Origin of the sequence: Pseudomonas sp. HN2-3, assembly GCF_020691745.1 — a bacterium.
Lineage (GTDB): Bacteria > Pseudomonadota > Gammaproteobacteria > Pseudomonadales > Pseudomonadaceae > Aquipseudomonas > Aquipseudomonas capeferrum.
The window spans coordinates 4,284,796-4,302,091 of the sequence record NZ_CP085704.1 but is presented as its reverse complement, the minus strand read 5'-3'; the positions used below and the strand labels follow the sequence as shown (position 1 = coordinate 4,302,091).

Annotated in this window: 18 protein-coding genes; 8 read left to right on the top strand and 10 right to left on the bottom strand. The window is 64.6% G+C overall.

The window, feature by feature from the left end:
* Positions 1-203: 203 nt before the first annotated feature.
* Together recQ and LJX93_RS19480 are read left to right on the top strand one after the other, a co-directional pair.
* Positions 204-2,348 carry a DNA helicase RecQ gene (gene recQ, locus LJX93_RS19485; RefSeq protein WP_033699621.1) on the top strand — a complete coding sequence of 715 codons (2,145 nt, stop codon included), beginning with the start codon at positions 204-206 and terminating at the stop codon, positions 2,346-2,348.
* A 150-nt stretch (positions 2,349-2,498) separates the two neighbouring features.
* Positions 2,499-2,936: a MarR family transcriptional regulator gene (locus LJX93_RS19480; RefSeq protein ID WP_033699619.1), complete on the top strand. Its 438-nt coding sequence runs from the start codon at positions 2,499-2,501 to the stop codon at positions 2,934-2,936.
* Between the two features lie 30 nt (positions 2,937-2,966).
* On the opposite strand, the gene LJX93_RS19475 is transcribed toward LJX93_RS19480, so the two are convergent.
* A complete protein-coding gene (locus LJX93_RS19475; protein ID WP_156310951.1) occupies positions 2,967-5,153 on the bottom strand; it encodes a patatin-like phospholipase family protein in 2,187 nt (728 codons plus the stop codon).
* A gap of 67 nt (positions 5,154-5,220) precedes the next feature.
* On the opposite strand from LJX93_RS19475, the gene LJX93_RS19470 reads away from it, so the two are divergent.
* Positions 5,221-5,502: a SelT/SelW/SelH family protein gene (locus LJX93_RS19470; protein ID WP_156310953.1), complete on the top strand. Its 282-nt coding sequence runs from the start codon at positions 5,221-5,223 to the stop codon at positions 5,500-5,502.
* Here the strand turns inward: LJX93_RS19470 and LJX93_RS19465 are convergent, their stop codons facing one another.
* Positions 5,503-6,393 (bottom strand): DMT family transporter, encoded by an 891-nt coding sequence (locus LJX93_RS19465; RefSeq protein ID WP_095063756.1) that lies wholly within the window; start codon positions 6,391-6,393, stop codon positions 5,503-5,505.
* Positions 6,394-6,568: 175 nt separating this feature from the next.
* Positions 6,569-7,342 carry an AraC family transcriptional regulator gene (locus LJX93_RS19460; RefSeq protein WP_033699612.1) on the bottom strand — a complete coding sequence of 258 codons (774 nt, stop codon included), beginning with the start codon at positions 7,340-7,342 and terminating at the stop codon, positions 6,569-6,571.
* A gap of 127 nt (positions 7,343-7,469) precedes the next feature.
* On the opposite strand from LJX93_RS19460, the gene LJX93_RS19455 reads away from it, so the two are divergent.
* A complete protein-coding gene (locus LJX93_RS19455) occupies positions 7,470-8,282 on the top strand; it encodes a UDP-2,3-diacylglucosamine diphosphatase (RefSeq protein ID WP_047583459.1) in 813 nt (270 codons plus the stop codon).
* A 40-nt stretch (positions 8,283-8,322) separates the two neighbouring features.
* Here the strand turns inward: LJX93_RS19455 and LJX93_RS19450 are convergent, their stop codons facing one another.
* Positions 8,323-8,634, bottom strand: coding sequence for a DUF962 domain-containing protein (locus tag LJX93_RS19450; RefSeq protein ID WP_033699608.1), 312 nt, complete (start codon positions 8,632-8,634; stop codon positions 8,323-8,325).
* A gap of 153 nt (positions 8,635-8,787) precedes the next feature.
* Here LJX93_RS19450 and LJX93_RS19445 point away from each other — a divergent pair, with 153 nt between their 5' ends.
* A complete protein-coding gene (locus LJX93_RS19445; protein WP_047583458.1) occupies positions 8,788-9,849 on the top strand; it encodes an AraC family transcriptional regulator in 1,062 nt (353 codons plus the stop codon).
* Here the strand turns inward: LJX93_RS19445 and LJX93_RS19440 are convergent.
* On the bottom strand, positions 9,806-11,260 hold the full coding sequence (locus LJX93_RS19440; protein ID WP_033699604.1) for a TrkH family potassium uptake protein: 1,455 nt from the start codon (positions 11,258-11,260) through the stop codon (positions 9,806-9,808). The genes LJX93_RS19445 and LJX93_RS19440 overlap by 44 nt on opposite strands.
* Before the next feature lie 102 nt (positions 11,261-11,362).
* On the opposite strand from LJX93_RS19440, the gene LJX93_RS19435 reads away from it, so the two are divergent.
* Complete coding sequence (locus tag LJX93_RS19435; RefSeq protein ID WP_033699602.1) at positions 11,363-11,920, top strand: NAD(P)H nitroreductase; 558 nt, start codon at positions 11,363-11,365, stop codon at positions 11,918-11,920.
* A 39-nt stretch (positions 11,921-11,959) separates the two neighbouring features.
* Here LJX93_RS19435 and LJX93_RS19430 read toward each other — a convergent pair whose 3' ends face one another.
* The 5 genes from LJX93_RS19430 to LJX93_RS19410 form a co-directional block, all read right to left on the bottom strand.
* Positions 11,960-13,297, bottom strand: coding sequence for a sensor histidine kinase (locus tag LJX93_RS19430; RefSeq protein ID WP_033699601.1), 1,338 nt, complete (start codon positions 13,295-13,297; stop codon positions 11,960-11,962).
* Positions 13,298-13,357: 60 nt separating this feature from the next.
* Positions 13,358-13,774: a Spy/CpxP family protein refolding chaperone gene (locus tag LJX93_RS19425; RefSeq protein ID WP_033699600.1), complete on the bottom strand. Its 417-nt coding sequence runs from the start codon at positions 13,772-13,774 to the stop codon at positions 13,358-13,360.
* A gap of 141 nt (positions 13,775-13,915) precedes the next feature.
* The gene (locus LJX93_RS19420) at positions 13,916-14,593 is read right to left on the bottom strand and encodes a response regulator transcription factor (RefSeq protein ID WP_033699599.1); all 678 of its coding nucleotides are present in this window, start codon (positions 14,591-14,593) and stop codon (positions 13,916-13,918) included.
* 145 nt (positions 14,594-14,738) lie between these two features.
* Positions 14,739-15,038: a YciI family protein gene (locus LJX93_RS19415; protein ID WP_033699597.1), complete on the bottom strand. Its 300-nt coding sequence runs from the start codon at positions 15,036-15,038 to the stop codon at positions 14,739-14,741.
* 1 nt (position 15,039) lies between these two features.
* Positions 15,040-15,633, bottom strand: a complete 594-nt coding sequence (locus LJX93_RS19410; protein WP_033699595.1) for a septation protein A — start codon at positions 15,631-15,633, stop codon at positions 15,040-15,042.
* Positions 15,634-15,700: 67 nt separating this feature from the next.
* Between LJX93_RS19410 and LJX93_RS19405 the strand changes: the two genes are divergently transcribed.
* Positions 15,701-16,561 (top strand): PHP domain-containing protein, encoded by an 861-nt coding sequence (locus tag LJX93_RS19405; RefSeq protein WP_033699594.1) that lies wholly within the window; start codon positions 15,701-15,703, stop codon positions 16,559-16,561.
* A gap of 13 nt (positions 16,562-16,574) precedes the next feature.
* Entirely contained in the window at positions 16,575-17,204 is a 630-nt protein-coding gene (locus LJX93_RS19400; RefSeq protein WP_227696298.1) for an L-threonylcarbamoyladenylate synthase, read from the top strand.
* Positions 17,205-17,296 lie beyond the last annotated feature (92 nt).

The following is a 17,296-nucleotide window of genomic DNA, read 5'->3' as shown; positions in this document are numbered from 1 at the left end:
TCTTGCGGCGAAAGCAGGGCAAAGGGAACGTCTGTCACCGCAGCCTCCTGCGGGGGTTGGCACTGGGGTATAATCCGCGATTTTTCATCCAGGGCGGGCTGTTGCGGCCGTCTGGCAAAAACCGCTTACGCATTCGGCGTGTGCGGGGCGGGTTTTTCGTCCAGCCTGTATCCAGGATGGTACGGCGATTTGTGGAGTTGCACATGCTCGAACAGGCTCAGCGCGTTCTCAAGGATATCTTCGGCTACGACAGTTTCCGTGGGCGCCAGGCAGCAATCATCGAATGCGTGGCCAACGGCGGCGATGCGCTGGTACTGATGCCCACCGGCGGCGGCAAGTCGCTGTGTTTCCAGGTGCCTGGGCTGTTGCGCCCCGGCCTCACGGTGGTGGTTTCGCCGCTGATCGCGCTGATGGACGACCAGGTCGCCACGCTCGATGAGCTTGGGGTGGCTGCGGCCGCGCTGAACTCCACCCTGAACGCCGAGCAGCAACGTGAGCTGGCCGGGCGCATGCGCCGCGGTGAGCTGAAGATGCTGTACCTGGCACCCGAGCGCCTGGTGCAGCCGCGCATGCTCGATTTCTTGCGCGAGCTGGACGTCTCGCTGTTCGCCATCGACGAGGCCCACTGCGTGTCGCAATGGGGCCATGACTTCCGCCCGGAATACCTGCAACTGGGCCAGTTGGCCGAGCTGTTCCCGCATGTGCCGCGCATCGCCCTGACCGCCACCGCCGACATGCGCACCCGCGAAGAGATCGTCCAGCGCCTGCACCTGCAGGGCGCCGAGCGTTTCCTTTCCAGTTTCGACCGGCCGAACATCTTCTACCGTATCGTGCCCAAGGAAGCGCCGCGCAAGCAGCTGATGGCCTTCCTCGGCGAGCGTCGTGGCAACGCAGGCATCGTCTACTGCCTGTCGCGCAAGAAGGTCGACGAGACCGCTGCTTTTCTCTGCGATCAAGGCTTCCCTGCGCTGCCTTACCACGCCGGCCTGGCGGCCGAGACGCGGTCTGCCAACCAGCACCGCTTCCTCAACGAGGAAGGGCTGATCATGGTCGCCACCATCGCCTTCGGCATGGGCATCGACAAGCCCAACGTGCGCTTTGTCGCCCACCTCGACCTGCCCAAGTCGCTCGAGGCCTACTACCAGGAAACCGGCCGTGCCGGCCGTGACGGCTTGCCGTCCGATGCCTGGATGGCCTACGGCCTGCAGGACATGGTGATGCTCAAGCAGATGTTGCAGAACTCAGAAGGCGACGAGCGCCACAAGCGCATCGAGCAGCACAAGCTCGATGCCATGCTGGCCCTGTGTGAAGAAACCCGCTGCCGCCGCCAGTCGCTGCTGGCCTACTTTGACGAAACCCTGGAGCAGCCCTGCGGGCATTGCGACAACTGCATCGACCAGGTACAGACCTGGGACGCCACGGAGCCGGCTCGCCAGGCGCTGTCAGCGGTGTTCCGTACCGGTCAGCGCTATGGGGTCGGGCACCTGGTCGATGTGTTGCTGGGCAAGGACACCGAGAAGGTGCGCAATTTCGGCCACGAGAAGCTTTCGGTGTTCGGTGTCGGCAAGTCGCTGGCCGAAGCCGAGTGGCGCTCGTTGTTCCGCCAGTTGGTCGCGCGCGGCCTGGTGGATATCGACCTGGAAGGCTACGGCGGCTTGCGCCTCTCCGACAGCTGCCGGCCGCTGCTGCGCGGCGAGGTGAACCTGCAACTGCGCCGTGACCTCAAGCCGCAGACGGTGGCCAAGAGCGCCTCTGGCGGCGGCAGCCCGGCCAGCCAGTTGGTGCGTGCCGAAGAGCGCGAACTGTGGGAAGCGCTGCGTACCCTGCGGCGCAAGCTGGCCGAGGAGCACAGCGTGCCGCCTTACGTCATCTTCCCCGATTCGACGCTGCTCGAGATGCTACGCAGCCAGCCGGCCAGCCTCAGCGACATGGCTCAGGTCAGCGGCGTGGGCGCGCGCAAGCTTGAGCGCTATGGCCAGGCGTTCCTTGAGGTGCTCAACAACAGCGGTGGCACTGACGAGGCACCGAAAGTGGTGTTGGACCTGCGTCACGAGCTGGTCAGCCTGGCACGCGCGGGGATGACCCCGGCGCAGATCGCCGGGCAACTCAATTGCAGTGAAAAGAACGTCTATAGCCTGCTGGCCGAGGCGCTCGGCCGTCAGGAACTGAGCCTTGATCAAGCCATCGACCTGCCAGAGGACTTGCTGGCGGAGGTGCAGGACGCCTTCCTTGACGGGGAGGGCGAACTGCCGCCGGTATCGACCATCGCGCCGCTGTTCGGGTCGCGTATACCTGAAGGTGTGCTGTATTGCGTGCGCGCCGCGTTGGCGGCGGAGTTCGAGCTCTGAGCGCGACAAGGTTCGAGGCCAGACCCGCCAACTGCTGACCTTTGTCATGTTTTTTGACGATTATCGGACACTGGCAAGTGCCCGAGCCTTGCCACGTGGTCCGGGTCATGGTTAGCTGCCTAATAATTAGATCTATCCAATGAGTTGCTTATGCCCCTGACCGACAACCAACACCGCTTCGGCATGCAGCTGGCCCAGATGTCCCGGGGTTGGCGTGCCGAGCTGGATCGCCGCCTGGCCGGGCTCAACCTGTCCCAGGCGCGCTGGCTGGTGTTGCTGCACCTGGCCCGTTTCGAGGAGGCCCCCACTCAGCGTGAATTGGCCCAGAGCGTTGGGGTCGAAGGCCCGACCTTGGCACGCTTGCTCGACAGCCTCGAGGCGCAGGGCCTGGTGCGGCGCCAAGCGGTGCTTGAAGACCGGCGGGCGAAGAAAATCCTGCTATGCCCACCGGCCAAGCCGCTGATCGAACAGATCGAGACCATTGCCAATGCATTGCGGCTTGAGCTGTTCACCGGCGTGGATGAAGCGGACCTGGAGGTGTGCATGCGCGTGCATGCGAAAATCCTCGGCAACCTCGAAAAGCCCTGATTTTTGGGGGCCGCACAGCGGCCCCACGTTTCAGAACGTATGCCCCAGGTTCAGATACACCGCCTGCTCATGTGCGCTGTTGGCCCCGTAGCTCAGGTTCAGCGGCCCCAGCGGCGTCTCCATCCCCAGGAAGATGCTCGCTGCATTGATATAGCCGCTGTCAAATTCGTTGTCGTTGTTCCACGCCCGGCCACGCTCCAGCGACCCGCCGATATACAGCGGGAAGTCCAGTGGCACGTAGGCCCGCGGGGTCAGGCGGCGGTAGTAGACCATGCGCAGCAAGCTGACGTTTTGCCCCGACACCGAGTCCTGGCGGAACCCTGACAGCTCCCGTGCGCCGCCCATCACGAAGCTCGACGGCACCACCTCCGTTTCATCCAGCGTGCGCCCGTAGCGCCCGCCCAGCACCCAGGTGTTCGGGCCACTGCTGATGGCCTTGTCCAGGCTGAACAGCCACTGGCGATAGTCCTCGTCGGAATCGAGCGATTTGTCGTACTTGCGCAAGGTCAGGCCGATGTCTTCGCCACTGTGCGGGAAGTACACGTTGTCGAGGGTGTCGAACGAGTACTTGAGCTCGTAGAAGCCTTCATTGAAGCTGACCTTGGGCAGGTCCTGGTCGCCGATGCGCACTTCGGCTTCGCCCCAGGCCTTGCCCGCACCCAGTCGTACCTCGCCGTAGGTGCCGATCTGCCGGCCCACATTCAGGCCGAAACCGTAGCGCTCCAGGCGGTACTCGGCGACCGGGTCGTTGTCCAGGGTCGCCTCGATGTTGCGCGAGCCCACGTCCAGGTAGGGGGCAATGAAGAAGCGCGAGCCTACGTCCAGCGGTTGGTAGAACTCGCTGTAGAGCTCCTGTTGGTCGCCGATCTGCGCGCGGGTCAGCCATTCGGCGCCCAGGCTGTTGATGCCGTTGACCCGGTAGCTGGCGCCGAGGTTGAAGGCGCTGTCGCCGCGCAGGTCGTCCGACAGGTTAAGCCCCAGGCGCAGGTAGTCGGTGCCGCCGCGTCTGCCACGGGCATTGATCACCAGCGTGTTGTCGGCGCCCTTGTGCACCACACGGTATTGCACCCGGTCAAAGTAGTCCAGGCCATACAGCGTGCCCATGTCGGTCTGCAGGCGGTCCAGCTCAAGCGGCGCATTGATCGGCTGGCGGATATAGGAGCGGATCACGTCGTCGTTGACCTTGGAGTCGTTCTCTACCCTGATGGCGGTAATCACCGGGGTGCGTTGGTGCGGCGAGCGGGCAATGGCCAGGCTGCTGTCACCTTCGGGCTGGCGCAACGCCGCCAGACGCGGGTCGAGCAGGCGCGTGGCACGGTAGCCAGCTTCGATCATTTCGCGGGCCCGGCCGAAGTCGGTCACGCCAAACGCGGCCAGCGGTGGCTGCACCAGGATGTCATCACGGTGCAGGCTGGCCAGCTGCTCTTCGGAGTTGCGCCGGGTCATCAGGGTAATCGACTGGTTCAGCACATCGACCACCGTGGCCAGTTGCTTGCGGTCACGCAGTGGCGTGCCGATGTCGACCACGATGGCCAGGTCCACCCCCATGTCGCGGGCCACGTCCAGCGGAATGTTGTCGACCATGCCGCCATCCACCAACAGCCGGCCATCCAGCTCGACCGGGGCGAACACGGCAGGGATCGACATGCTGGCGCGGATCACCTGGGGCAGGTGGCCGCGGCGGAACACCACCTTTTCGCCACTGGCGATGTCGGTAGCCACCGCACGGAAAGGGATCGGCAGCTTGTCGAAGTCGCGGGTGTCGGCGGTGTGGGCCAGTTTGCTTTCAAGCAGCAGTGACAGGTTCTGGCCCTGAATCACGCCCAGGGGCAAGCCCAGGCTGCCGTCGTCGCGAAAGCTCAGCTTCTGCTTGACCAGAAAGTCGCGGTCGTCCTGCTTGCGCCGGAAGGGGATGTCCTTGCGCGGGGGCGCGTCGGACAGCGCCTGCTGCCAATCCAGGGTGGTGGCCAGCTTTTCCAGTTCTTCGACACTGTAGCCGGAGGCGTACAGCCCGCCGATCACCGCGCCCATGCTGGTGCCGGCGATGGCGTCGATGCGCACGCCCTGTTCCTCCAGGGCCTTGAGCACGCCGATATGGGCCAGGCCACGGGCCGCGCCGCCAGACAGCACCAAGCCGACCTTGGGCCGAGCCTGTTCGGCGGCATGTGCCGTAATAGCAACGAATATCGACAACAAACAGAACAGCAAACGGCGCATCGTGAGTCTCAAACCGTGGGCGAAAGACCGCTAGTATAAGCGGCCCCTTACCTGGAGATGCTTCACCATGGCCATCAGCAAGCCGGAAATCGTCATCATTTATTGCACCCAGTGCCAGTGGTTGCTGCGCGCCGCCTGGTTGGCCCAGGAGCTGCTCAGTACCTTTGCCGACGACCTCGGCCGGGTGGCGCTGGAGCCTGGCACCGGTGGCATCTTCCGCATCACCTGCAATGGCGTGCAGATCTGGGAGCGCAAGGCCGACGGTGGGTTCCCGGAGGCCAAGGTGCTCAAGCAGCGGGTACGTGACCAGATCGACCCGCAGCGCGACTTGGGCCACAACGACCGCTGATTACGTACCCTCTGCCAAAGGCCGGGGCTTGGCGGGTTGTTCGGCAGCCAGGCGGCTGGACAGCACGATGGCGAAAATGATCAGCGCGCCCCCCAGCAGCATGCGCACAGTAGGGGTCTCGGCGAACACCGCCCAGGCCACGGCGATGCCATACACCGGCTCCATACCGAACACCACGGCGGCGGTACGCGCCTTGATCACGGCCAGGCTGGCGACGAACAAGCTGTGGGCCACGCCGGTGCAGAAGATGCCGAGCAGGGCGATCCACACCCAGTCCATCGGCGTCACCGCCGCCAGCCCCGACGCTGCGAACGGCAACAGGCAGAGGCTGACCACCAGGTTCTGCCACAGCGCTGCCTGCACTGCTGGCAAGCGCCCGGAGCCGGCGCGGTTGGTCAGCGACAGCAGCGAGAACAGCAGCCCCGACAGCATTGCCCAAAGCAGGCCCCCGGTGGCCTGGCTGGCCAGGTCGAATGCCGGGGTGACCAGCACCAGGCCGATGCACACCAGCACGACCAGCACGGCTTCGTTGCGGCGGATGCGTTCGCGGAACAGCACCCCTTCAAGGATCACGGTAAAGGCCGGGAAGCTGGTAAAGCCCAGGGTGGCGATGGCTACACCGCCGACCTTGACGGCAATGAAGAAGCTGACCCAGTGACCCGCCAGCAGTACGCCGCCTAGCAGCAAGCGGCGCACATCCGGGCCTGTCAGCCGGTGCCAGCCTTTGCGGGCGAACTGGGCGAACAGCGCCAGGGCGATGACGGCGAAGGCCGCGCGGCCGAAGACGATGATCGCTGGGCTGGCGCTGGCGGCCAGTTTGCCAAACACCCCGGTGAGGCCGAAAAACAGCGCGCCGATGTGCAGGGCGCCTAGGGCAGTGCGGTGGTTCATGGTGGGTCCTTGAGCAAGAGCAGGTCAGCACTGGCCCTTCGCGGGGCAAGCCCGCTCCCACAAGTATTGCATCACCCTCAGGATCAATGCTGTATGTGTGGGAGCGGGCTTGCCCCGCGAAAGGGCCAGTGCAGGCACAGTGTAAGTCCTCAGGCCAATAGGATCTGTCGCGCGCCTAGCGTCCGTTGTCGCCAGACGCTCGCCGCAAGGCTAGCGGTGTACAGCCAAACGCCCGTAGCATCGCCGCCGAAAACGCACTCTGCGAGCTGTACCCCACCTGCGCCGCAATCTCGCCCAACGGCAGCAAGGTCCGCTCCACCAGCTGCCGCGCCTTGAGCAGGCGCCGCTGGCGAATGTAGTCCATCGGCGTCATCGCGCATTCGGCGATGAAGCGCGCATGCAGCCGCGCAGTGGACAGGCCGGCCAGGCGCGCCAGGTCGGCCACCTGCAAGGGGTGGGCGGCATGTTGCTCGATATGCGCATCGAAGGCGGCATAAGGCAGGCGCTGGCTGGGCCGGATGCTTGCGGCTGCCGCGGGGTTGAGGCTGGCCAACAGCAGCGCCGCGCCTTGCCGGGCAATCAGCGGGTCGTCGATGGGGCTGGTCGCCAGCCAGTCGACCAACTGCTGCTGGCGGCTATCCAGGCCCAAGGCAGCGGGGCGATCGAGCAGGCGACGGCTGGCATCGGCATGCTCGCCCAGCTGTTCACGCAACCAGTGCTCCCCGGGCACATCCAGCACCAGGCAATCGCTGCCAGCATCGCTGGCGCAGGTGTGATGTGCGCCTGCCGGCACCACCATCAGGCCCTGGCGATCAACCCGTGCCCCGTGGCCCTGGACCTCGAAGTGCAAGCGTCCAGCCAAGCCGAATACCAGTTGCGGATGTTCGTGGCTGTGGGTAATCAGGCTGTTCCGGTAACGGCGCAGCGAGAGAATCGGGCCGGTGGTCATGGGGGCGTCCTCGCAGGGCAGGTGCGCATTGTGCCTCATTCACGGCAGGCCATCACGGGTAACCGTTTTGCCACTGCACTGTCATCTGCACCTGCCAGGCTCCAGCAAACTGCGCCGGAGCCCGCCCATGACCCATGCCGAACTCTCCCGTCCCTCGCGCAAGCAGCGCGTGCGCACCTTATGGATATCCGATGTACATCTGGGCACCCGTGACTGCCAGGCCGAGTATCTGTCGCGGTTTCTCAAGGGCTACCAGGCCGACCGCATCTACCTGGTGGGCGATATCATCGATGGCTGGAAGCTGCGCGGCGGCATCTATTGGCCGCAGGCCCACACCAACGTGATCCGACGCCTGTTGACCATGAGCAAGCGGGGCACCGAGGTGATTTATGTCACCGGCAACCATGACGAATTCCTGCGCCGCTATTCCAAGCTGATGCTGGGCAATATCCAGTTGGTGGACGAGGCCGAGCACCTGACTGCCGATGGCCGACGCCTGCTGGTGATCCATGGCGACCAGTTCGATGTGATTACCCGCTACCACCGCTGGCTGGCGTTTCTGGGGGACCGCGCGTATGAGTTCACCCTGGTGCTCAACCGTTGGCTCAACCATTGGCGTGCCCGTTACGGCTATGGCTACTGGTCGTTGTCGGCCTACCTCAAGCACAAGGTCAAGGGCGCGGTGAACTTCATCAGTGACTTCGAGGCTGCCATTGCCCATGAGTGCACCCGCAGAGGCTTTCACGGGGTGGTTTGCGGGCATATTCATCATGCCGAAATGCGCAAGGTGGGGGAGGTCGAGTACCTCAATTGCGGGGATTGGGTGGAGTCGTGCACGGCGTTGATCGAGCACTGGGATGGCAGCATCGAATTGTATCGGCTGGCGGATGTGCAGGCGCAGAGCGCGCAGAAGGTGGCGACGGTGCGCGAATCGGCGTGAGGCTTGAGCGGTATAGGGCGCGCAATGCGGCCCCGGCGATTTACAGGCTGATCTTGCCCAGCAGAATATCGCGGAACATGGCGAAATCCCCCATCAGGCTATAGAACGGGTAGGTAAACGTCGCCGGCCGGTTCTTCTCGAAAAAGAAATGCCCGACCCAGGCAAACCCATAGCCGAACAGCGGCACGGCCAGCAGCAGCAACCATTTGCCGCTGCCTATGGTGTACGCCAGCAGGGCAATTACCAGGCTCGTCCCGACAAAGTGCAGGCGGCGGCACGTGGGGTTGCTGTGCTCGCCCAGGTAGTAGGGGTAGAACTCGGCAAAACTGCGAAACTGCGCTGTGCGGGTCATGGCAGTGCTCCGGGATTAATACTTGTGGATAAGATGCACGGCGTGGAGCCTGAATCGAGTCTAGAGTCATTGGCGGGGCCTACCAGTGACAATAGGCGCCAATTGAGTATCCTTGGGGTTCACCGCAGGAGCGGTCAGCATAAGAAGCCTGTCATGAGTGAAAGAACCACGTCAGCCAGCTGGGCATCAGGGATCGTCAAGGCACTCGAGCTGGAAGGGCTCGACTGCCCGGCCATGTTCAAGCAGCTAGGGCTGGACTTCGCTGCCCTCGATGACCCCGACGCGCGTTTCCCCCAGGACGCCATGACCCGGCTCTGGCAGCTGGCGGTAGAGCTGTCGGGCAACGAAGCCATCGGCCTGAACATGGCGCGGGTGGTGCGCCCGGCGTCGTTCCATGTGGTGGGCTATGCGTTGATGTCCAGCCGCACCCTGGCCGAAGGTTTCGAGCGGCTGGTGCGGTACCAGCGCATCATTGCCGAAAGCTCCGACCTCAGCTTTCGCCTTGGCCCAGAGGGCTATTCGCTGGTTCTGACCGTGCATGGCGACCATCTGCCGCCAACCCGGCACAGCGCCGAAGCGTCGTTGGCGTGTGCGCTGGCGTTGTGCACCTGGCTCAGCGGGCGTGATATTCAGCCACGACGTGTGCTGGTTCAGGGGCCGCAGCCCAAGAACGTCGAACCTTACAAGGTGGCGTTCCACTCACCGCTGGTGTTCGACGCACCGCACGATGCACTGGTGTTCGAGCGTGCCGACATGGAGGCGCCGCTGCCGACTGCCAACGAGGCGATGGCGGTGCTGCATGACCGTTTTGCCGGTGAGTACCTGGCGCGCTTCTCGGAAAGCCGGGTGACCCACAGGGTCCGCCAGGTGCTGTGCCGCATATTGCCCCAGGGCGAGCCCAAGCGCGAAACCCTGGCCCAGGCCCTGCACCTGTCTCAACGTACCTTGCAGCGGCGCCTGCAAGAAGAAGGCACCAGCTTCCAGACCTTGCTCGACGATACCCGGCGTGAGCTGGCCGAGCAGTACCTCGCCCAGCCGGGCATGACCTTGCTGGAAACCGCCTACCTGTTAGGCTTTGCCGACCCGAGTAATTTCTACCGGGCGTTCCGTCGCTGGTTCGATGCCACACCCAGCGAGTACCGCGCCCGTCTGGGCGCGGAGCCTGAGGGGCTCAGTGACGCCAGAACGCCGGCATGCACAACACTAGCACCGTGATGATCTCCAGGCGGCCCAGCAGCATGCCGCCGGCGAGGATCCACTTGGCGGCGTCCGGCAACGTGGCATAGTTGCCGGCCGGGCCGATCACTTCGCCCAGCCCCGGGCCTACGCCCGACACCGTGCCGGCAGCACCGGTCAGTGCGGTCATCCAGTCCACGCCCAGCAGCGACAGCAGCAACGCCATCACGCAGATGGTGATCGCGAAGAAGAACGAGAAGGTCAGGATCGAACGCACGATTTCTTCGTCGAGGCGGTGCCCGTTGTACTTCTGCTTGATCACTGCGCGCGGGTGGATCAATTGGTTGAGGCTGGCCTTGAGCAGGATGTAGGCGACCTGGAAGCGGAAAATCTTGATACCGCCTGCGGTCGAGCCAGAGCAGCCGCCGATGAAGCCCAGGTAAAAGAACAGCATCAGCGAGAAATTGCCCCACAGGCTGTAGTCGCCCAGGGCGAAGCCGGTGGTGGTCACCACCGAGGTCACGTTCAGCGCCACGTGGCGCAAGGCATCCAGCCAGTGCAGGTTGGTGGTGGCCCAGTACCAGGAGCCCAGCACCAGCCAGGTGACCACCAGCATGCCGAGCAACCCCTGAACCTGCTGGTCGCGGAGCAACGCCCTGCGGTTGCCGCGCAGGGTTGCCACGTACAGGGTGAAGGGCAGGCTGCCGAGGATCATGACCACCACCGCGACCCAGTGCACGGCAGGGATATCCCATTTTGCCAGCGACTGGTCGGAGGTCGAGAACCCGCCGGTGGAAATCGCCGACATGGCGTGGTTGATGGCATCGAACGGCCGCATGCCGGCCCACCAGAAGGCCAGCGCGCCGAGCACGGAGAAGCCGACGTACACGCCGACGATCGACTTGGCCACCATGTGCGAACGGGGCATGACCTTTTCGGAACGGTCCGAGGACTCGGTCTGGAACAGGCGCATGCCACCAATGCGCAGCAGCGGCAAAATCGCGACCGCCATGGCGATGAAGCCGATGCCGCCGAGCCAGTGCAGCATCGAGCGCCACATCAAGATCCCCGGCGACATGCTGTCCAGGCCGCTGAGCACCGTGGCGCCGGTGGCGGTGATGCCGGACATGCTCTCGAAGAAGGCGTCGGTGTAGCTGATGTGCTGGGTCAGCAGGAACGGCAGGGCGGCGAACACGCACACTACCAGCCAGCTGCTGACAGTCAGCAGGTACATGTCGCGCGGGCGCAGGTGCACATGCTCGGGGCGGCCCTGTACGACCATGAGCAGGCCGGCGATGAACGTGATCAGGCTGGACCAGAGGAACGACGGCATGTCGCCGGTGCGCTCGAAGATCACCAGGGTGGCCATGGGCACGACCATGCTGACGGCCAGGGTGATCAGAAAGATGCCGATGATGAAACCAATGATCCTTAAGGTCGGCAACGCCATGTGATCTGCTCTGACTCGAAACGGAAGGGCGCCATTCTACCTATGGGTCTGGTGATGTAAACGCTAGAATGGCCGCACATTCACCTGCCAGGAGGGTAGCCGATGGAGGCTCTCGACGCATTGCTCAACCGTGTTTCCGTGCCACGCCTGACCGACCCCGCGCCCAATGATGCCCAGCGCGAGGCGTTGTTCCAGGCCGCATTGCGTGCACCGGACCATGGCCAGCTGCGCCCGTGGCGGTTTCTGACCATCGAAGGCCAGGGCCGCGAGAAGCTCGGCGAGTTGTTCGCCGAAGCGGTGCAGAACAAGGGCGATGCCAGCCAGGCAGCGCTGGACAAGGCTCGCGCCATGCCGCTGCGTGCGCCGTTGCTGATCGTGGTGATCGCCAAGCTGCAGGACCACTTCAAGGTGCCCAAGTCCGAGCAGCGCCTGGCGGCGGGGTGTGCGGCCCATGGCATTCTGATCGCGGCGCATGCCCAGGGGGTTGGCGCGGTGTGGCGTACCGGTGACATGGCCTTTGACGCGCATGTGCACAAGGGGCTGGGGTTGGCCGAGAGCGAGGAGTTGATCGGTTACCTGTATGTCGGCACGCCGGTGAACGAGCCGCGTACGGCGCCAGTGCTGGAGACTGCTGATTTCGTCAGTGCCTGGGGTGAGTAACCGCTGAGAATGCTGGGGCGCGTAGCGGCCCCGGCAATCTCAAACCATAACCTCCGTTACAGGTAACTCCAGCCTGGCCACAAACCCGCCCTGCGGATGATTCGCCAATACCAGGCTGCCGCCATGGCGCTCCGCCGCCTTGCGCGCAATCGCCAGCCCCAGCCCATGCCCAGCTGCTTGCTGCCCCGGCGCACGGAAGAACGGCTCACCCAGCTGCGCGAGGTACTCTACCGCTACCCCAGGCCCATGGTCGCGTACTGTCAACACGATACGGTCCTGCTCACGCTCGGCGCTGATTTCGATCGGCTGCCCGGCCGGGTTGAAGCGCAAGGCATTGCGCAGCAGGTTGTCAACGGCGCGCTCGATCAGTGTTGGCCAACCCTGCAAGGTCAGCCCTGCTTGCGCCTGCAGCCGCACCTCCTGCTCCGGTGCGCTGAGCAACGCATCCTTGCGCACGCCGCCCAGCAAGGCGTTGAGGTCGACCGGCTCGGCGTGGGCCTGCTCGGCATCGACGCGGGCCAGGGCGAGGATTTCGCTGATCAGGTCTTCGAGCCGGTCGCATTCACGGGTCAGCCGTGGCCACAAGGCCTGGCGCTGCTCGGGCTCGGCACGCTCGGCCAATGCCAGGGCAATGCGCAGCCGTGCCAACGGTGAGCGCAGTTCATGAGACACATCGCGCAGCAACTGGCGCTGGCTGCCGATCGTACTCTGCAGGCGGGCGCCCATCTTGTTGAAGTCGTTGGCCAGTACCCCGAACTCATCGCGGCGGGCGGCCAGGCGGGCCAGGCTGTTCTGCTGGTAGCTGGTTTGGCCGAGGTCGTGCACGGCGCTGCGCAGGCGGCTCAAAGGGCGGGTGATGGACAGGGTCACCAGCAGGCTGAACAGGGTCAGCACCACCAGGGCGATGCCCAGCGCACTGAGCGGCCAGAGCAGGCTCTCGCGGTGCCAGGCGTCCAGCTCAGGGTGGGGGATGCGGTAGATCAGCAGGTAGGTTTCACCACTGTAGGGGCTGGTGTATTCCTCGGTCAGACGGCGCCACGGCAGGCGCCGCTCGTCATTGTGCTGGCGTGCCTCGAACGCGGCGGCGCGGCGCGGGAAGGTACCAGGCACGACGGCGTCGCCGCTGTCGTCGAGCACCTGCACGTCGATCTTGAAGCGTTGCTTGCGGCGTTCGAGAAAGTGCTGCGCCGAGTCCATGCCTTCCTGTTCGTAGTGCTTGGCCCAGTGGCTGGCCAGGGTGTTGAGGCCCGGGTGGCGGCTGAGGATCCAGGCGTCCTGGTTGAGCATGTGGCCGAGCAGGATCGACAGGCCCGCAACCAGGGTAATGGCCAGCCAAAAGCTGGCCAGGATGCGCCAGAACAGTGAACGCAAGTGCACCTCCTGCAAACGGGAAAAGCCCGGCCCGCAGGGGTGCGGGCCGGGCGTGGGGCGGACAGCTTACTGGGCCTTGCCGCCTTTTTCAGCTTTCCAGGCCTGGAACTCTTGCCATTCGGCTTTCTTCGCGGCGCGTTCTTTTTGCAGCTCGTCGAACTGCTTCTGTTGCTCAGGCTTGAGCAGGCCGCGGACCTGGCTGTCGGTCTTGTCGCGGCTGGCCTTGAGTTCGTCCTTCATGGCCTTCTGGTCGGCGGCCGGCAGCTTGGACAGGTAGCGCTCGGTGATGTCGCGGCGTTGCTTCATCTGCTCGCCCATCAGCTTGCCAATCTGCTGGCGCTGGTCGCGGCTCAGGTCCAGTTGGGCGAAAGGCGCATCACCGCGATGATGCGGGCCGTCGTGACGTGGGCCGCCTTCAGGCATGGCCATGGCCACGGTCGGCAGGGCGGCGGCGAACATCAGGGCGATAAGGGTCTTGCGCATGGTGTCTCTCCTTTCATAGGCCGGTGGTTACCGGATGAGCACAGTCTACGCAGCTGACCGTCAAGGGCGGTCAGGGGAGGGTAAAGGCTGGGTAAAGATGAGTTGCCGAGCGTGTTGGGGCTGCGAGGCGGCCCCGGCACGTCACAGGCTGTAGTAATAGCCGCGGCTGCGCAGCGCAACGATGCGTGGGCGCCCATCGGCATGCGGCCCGATCTTCTTGCGCAGGTTGCTGACGTGCATGTCCAGGCTGCGGTCGTACAGGGTCAGCTTGCGGCCCAGGCCGATCTGCGCCAGTTCCTGCTTGTCCAGCGGCTCGCCCGGCTGGCGCAGCAGGGCTTCGAGGATGCGGCTTTCGGACAGGGTCAGGGTCATCTCGCGGCCATCGATGCTGGCCACGCCACGTGCCGGGCTGTAGACCAGGTCGCCGATCTCTACCTGGGTGGTGGTGGCTGCCGGGTGGCTGCGGCGCAACACGGCGCGCAGGCGGGCCGTGAGCTCGCGCGGGTCGCAGGGTTTGGCCAGGTAATCGTCGGCGCCGAGCTCAAGGCCGAGGATGCGGTCCAGGGGTTCGCCCCGTGCCGAGAGCATCAGCACAGGCAGGTCGGCATGTTCGCTGCGCAATTGCTTGAGCAGTTCCAGGCCGCTGCCGTCTGGGAGCATCACATCCAGCACCACGGCGGCCGGGGCATGTTCGGCCAGGGCCTGGCGTGCGCTCAGGCCATCGTGGCAGGCGCGGACGGTAAACCCTTCCTGGGTCAGCCAGCTGCCGAGCAGCTCGCACAGCTCCTGGTCATCATCAATCAGTAACAGCTCGCTCATGACTCACTCAATTCAACCATTGACGGCGAGTATTCGGCCCGCCAGTGGCAAAGATACCGCAGACTGATGGCAAGCGTATAACCGCCAGTACCGCGCGGCCCTGTGGGTGCGGCTTTACCCGCGAAAAGGGCCGCGCGGTGTCGGGTCAAGGCAGGACTTGCTTGAAGGGTTTGACGATGACGTTGTCGTACACGCCCGCAGCAATATACGGGTCGGCATCGGCCCAGGCCTGTGCCGCAGCCAGGGAGTCGAACTCGGCCACGATCAGGCTGCCGCTGAAACCGGCTTCACCTGGGTCGTTGCTGTCGATGGCCGGATGTGGGCCTGCCAGCACCACGCGGCCTTCGGCCTTGAGCTGCTGCAGGCGCTCGATGTGTGCAGGGCGGGCAGCCAGGCGCTTTTCCAGGGAGTTTGCGACGTCGCTGGCGATGATGGCGTAGAGCATGTCAATCCTTGGGTTTGGAGGTAGTAGGGTCGTCGTGCAGGTGGCGTGACAGGTACACACCCTGGGCCACCAGGAAGATCACGGTCATGCCCAGGCTGCCGAACACCTTGAAGTCGACCCAGAAGGCCTGGAAGGTGAAGGCGACGAACAGGTTGGCCGCACCGCAGACCAGGAAGAAGCAGATCCAGGCCAGGTTCAGGCGGGCCCAGATGGCATCGGGCAGGGTCAGGGCGTGGCCCATGATGCGCTTGATCAGCACTCGGTCGCCGATGAAGTGGCTGCCGGCGAAGGCCAGGGCGAACAGCCAGTTGACCACCGGCGCTTTCCATTTGAGGAAGGTTTCGCTGTGGAAGGTCAGGGTCAGGCCGCCGAACACCAGGCAGGCGATCAGGGTCAGCCATTGGCCCTTTTCCAGCTTGCGCTGGCGCAGGAACAGGGCACCGTAGACCACCAGGGAGCTGACGATGAGCATGGCCGTGGCGCTGTAGATACCGCCGAATTCGAAGCTGTGGCCGGCAACCTCCAGGGGCCGCGGGTCGAGCTTGTAGACGATGAAGAACAGTAGCAACGGGATGAAATCGATGAATTGTTTCACAATGGCAGCCAGAATCGGGATGTGACGGCATAATAACAAACATCGATTCCAGCGAAAGCGCTCCTCCATGAATGTTGATCTGCACTGTCACAGCACGGCCTCCGACGGCGCCCTGTCGCCCACGGTCCTGGTCGCCCGGGCCCATGAGCACGGGGTGCAAACGCTGGCACTCACCGACCACGACACCCTCGAAGGGCTGGCCGAAGCGCGCCAGGCCTGCCGCGAGCGCGGCATGCACTGGGTCAGCGGGGTAGAGCTGTCGTGCACGTGGGGTGGGGCGACCATCCATGTGCTGGGGTATGACTTCCCCCTCGACGCACCGCCGTTGCTCGAAGCCATCGAAGCCCTGCACCGTGGCCGCTGGCTGCGTGCCGAGGAAATCGACAAACGGCTGGCGGCCAAGGGCATGCCCGGCGCGCTTGAGGGTGCCAGGGCCGTGCAGCAAGCGTTGGGCGACAGTGGCAACGCCCCGGCGCGCCCGCACTTTGCCGAGTTTCTGGTGCGTGCCGGTCACGTCAAGGACCGCGGCGAAGCGTTCCGCAAGTGGCTGGGCGCCGGCAAGCTGGGTGACGTCAAGCAGCACTGGCCGACCCTGGATGAAACTGTCGCTACGCTGCGCCAGTCCAACGCTTGGGTAAGCTTGGCGCATCCGATGCATTACGATCTGACCCGCAGCAAGCGCAGACGGCTGATTGCCGACTATATTCAGGCAGGCGGGCAGGCGCTTGAGGTGGTCAACGGGATGATGCCGGCCGAGCAGGTGGGCACGATGTCCATCCTCACCCGCGAGTTCGGCCTGCTGGCAAGCGCTGGCAGTGACTTCCACGGCCCCGGCACCTGGGGCGAAATCGGTGCCTACCGGCCTTTGCCCGAGGACCTGCCACCTCTGTGGCGCCGATTCAGCCATGAACAGCCTTTGGCGGTATGAACAGGAAGACTACGTGAGCCAATTTTTCCAGATACATCCGGAGAATCCGCAGCAGCGGCTGATCCGCCAGGCGGTGGAGATCATCCGCAAGGGCGGGGTGGTGGTCTATCCGACCGATTCGGCCTATGCGCTGGGTTGCCAGATTGGCGACAAGGGCGCGGTGGAGCGCGTACGGCGCCTGCGTGGCCTGGACAAGACCCACAACTTCACCCTGATGTGCTGCGACATGTCGCAACTGGGGCTGTATGCCAAGGTCGATACCGGTACCTTCCGCCTGCTCAAGGCGCATGTGCCGGGGCCGTACACCTTCATTCTCAACGGCACCCGTGAAGTGCCGCGCCTGCTGCTGCACGAGAAACGCCGCACCATCGGCCTGCGCGTGCCGGACCACGCCATCACCCTGGCGCTGCTGGCTGAACTGGGCGAGCCACTGATGAGTGTCAGCCTCATCCTGCCGGGCGACGACCAGCCGATGACCGACCCCTACGCGATCCGTGAGCGGCTGGAGCATCATGTGGACCTGGTGATCGACGGCGGTTTCGGTGATCTGAAGGCATCGACCATCATCGACCTGTCCGGCGACGAGCCCGAGCTGATCCGCGAAGGTTGTGGCGACCCCACGCCATTCATGGTCAATGCGTGAGCCAGGTGGAGGCGCCCGAGGCGCCGGCCGAGGAGGCCGAGTCGCCTCAACAGTTGCAACTGGCCCTGGTCTATGGCGAAGCCCTGACCGAG

Bases quoted from the DNA above. Each gene is read 5' to 3' on its own strand.
- recQ (WP_033699621.1), top strand. From the start codon at position 204: ATGCTCGAACAGGCTCAGCGCGTTCTCAAGGATATCTTCGGCTACGAC.
- LJX93_RS19480 (WP_033699619.1), top strand. From the start codon at position 2,499: ATGCCCCTGACCGACAACCAACACCGCTTCGGCATGCAGCTGGCCCAG.
- LJX93_RS19475 (WP_156310951.1), bottom strand. From the start codon at position 5,153: ATGCGCCGTTTGCTGTTCTGTTTGTTGTCGATATTCGTTGCTATTACG.
- LJX93_RS19470 (WP_156310953.1), top strand. From the start codon at position 5,221: ATGGCCATCAGCAAGCCGGAAATCGTCATCATTTATTGCACCCAGTGC.
- LJX93_RS19465 (WP_095063756.1), bottom strand. From the start codon at position 6,393: ATGAACCACCGCACTGCCCTAGGCGCCCTGCACATCGGCGCGCTGTTT.
- LJX93_RS19460 (WP_033699612.1), bottom strand. From the start codon at position 7,342: ATGACCACCGGCCCGATTCTCTCGCTGCGCCGTTACCGGAACAGCCTG.
- LJX93_RS19455 (WP_047583459.1), top strand. From the start codon at position 7,470: ATGACCCATGCCGAACTCTCCCGTCCCTCGCGCAAGCAGCGCGTGCGC.
- LJX93_RS19450 (WP_033699608.1), bottom strand. From the start codon at position 8,634: ATGACCCGCACAGCGCAGTTTCGCAGTTTTGCCGAGTTCTACCCCTAC.
- LJX93_RS19445 (WP_047583458.1), top strand. From the start codon at position 8,788: ATGAGTGAAAGAACCACGTCAGCCAGCTGGGCATCAGGGATCGTCAAG.
- LJX93_RS19440 (WP_033699604.1), bottom strand. From the start codon at position 11,260: ATGGCGTTGCCGACCTTAAGGATCATTGGTTTCATCATCGGCATCTTT.
- LJX93_RS19435 (WP_033699602.1), top strand. From the start codon at position 11,363: ATGGAGGCTCTCGACGCATTGCTCAACCGTGTTTCCGTGCCACGCCTG.
- LJX93_RS19425 (WP_033699600.1), bottom strand. From the start codon at position 13,774: ATGCGCAAGACCCTTATCGCCCTGATGTTCGCCGCCGCCCTGCCGACC.
- LJX93_RS19420 (WP_033699599.1), bottom strand. From the start codon at position 14,593: ATGAGCGAGCTGTTACTGATTGATGATGACCAGGAGCTGTGCGAGCTG.
- LJX93_RS19415 (WP_033699597.1), bottom strand. From the start codon at position 15,038: ATGCTCTACGCCATCATCGCCAGCGACGTCGCAAACTCCCTGGAAAAG.
- LJX93_RS19405 (WP_033699594.1), top strand. From the start codon at position 15,701: ATGAATGTTGATCTGCACTGTCACAGCACGGCCTCCGACGGCGCCCTG.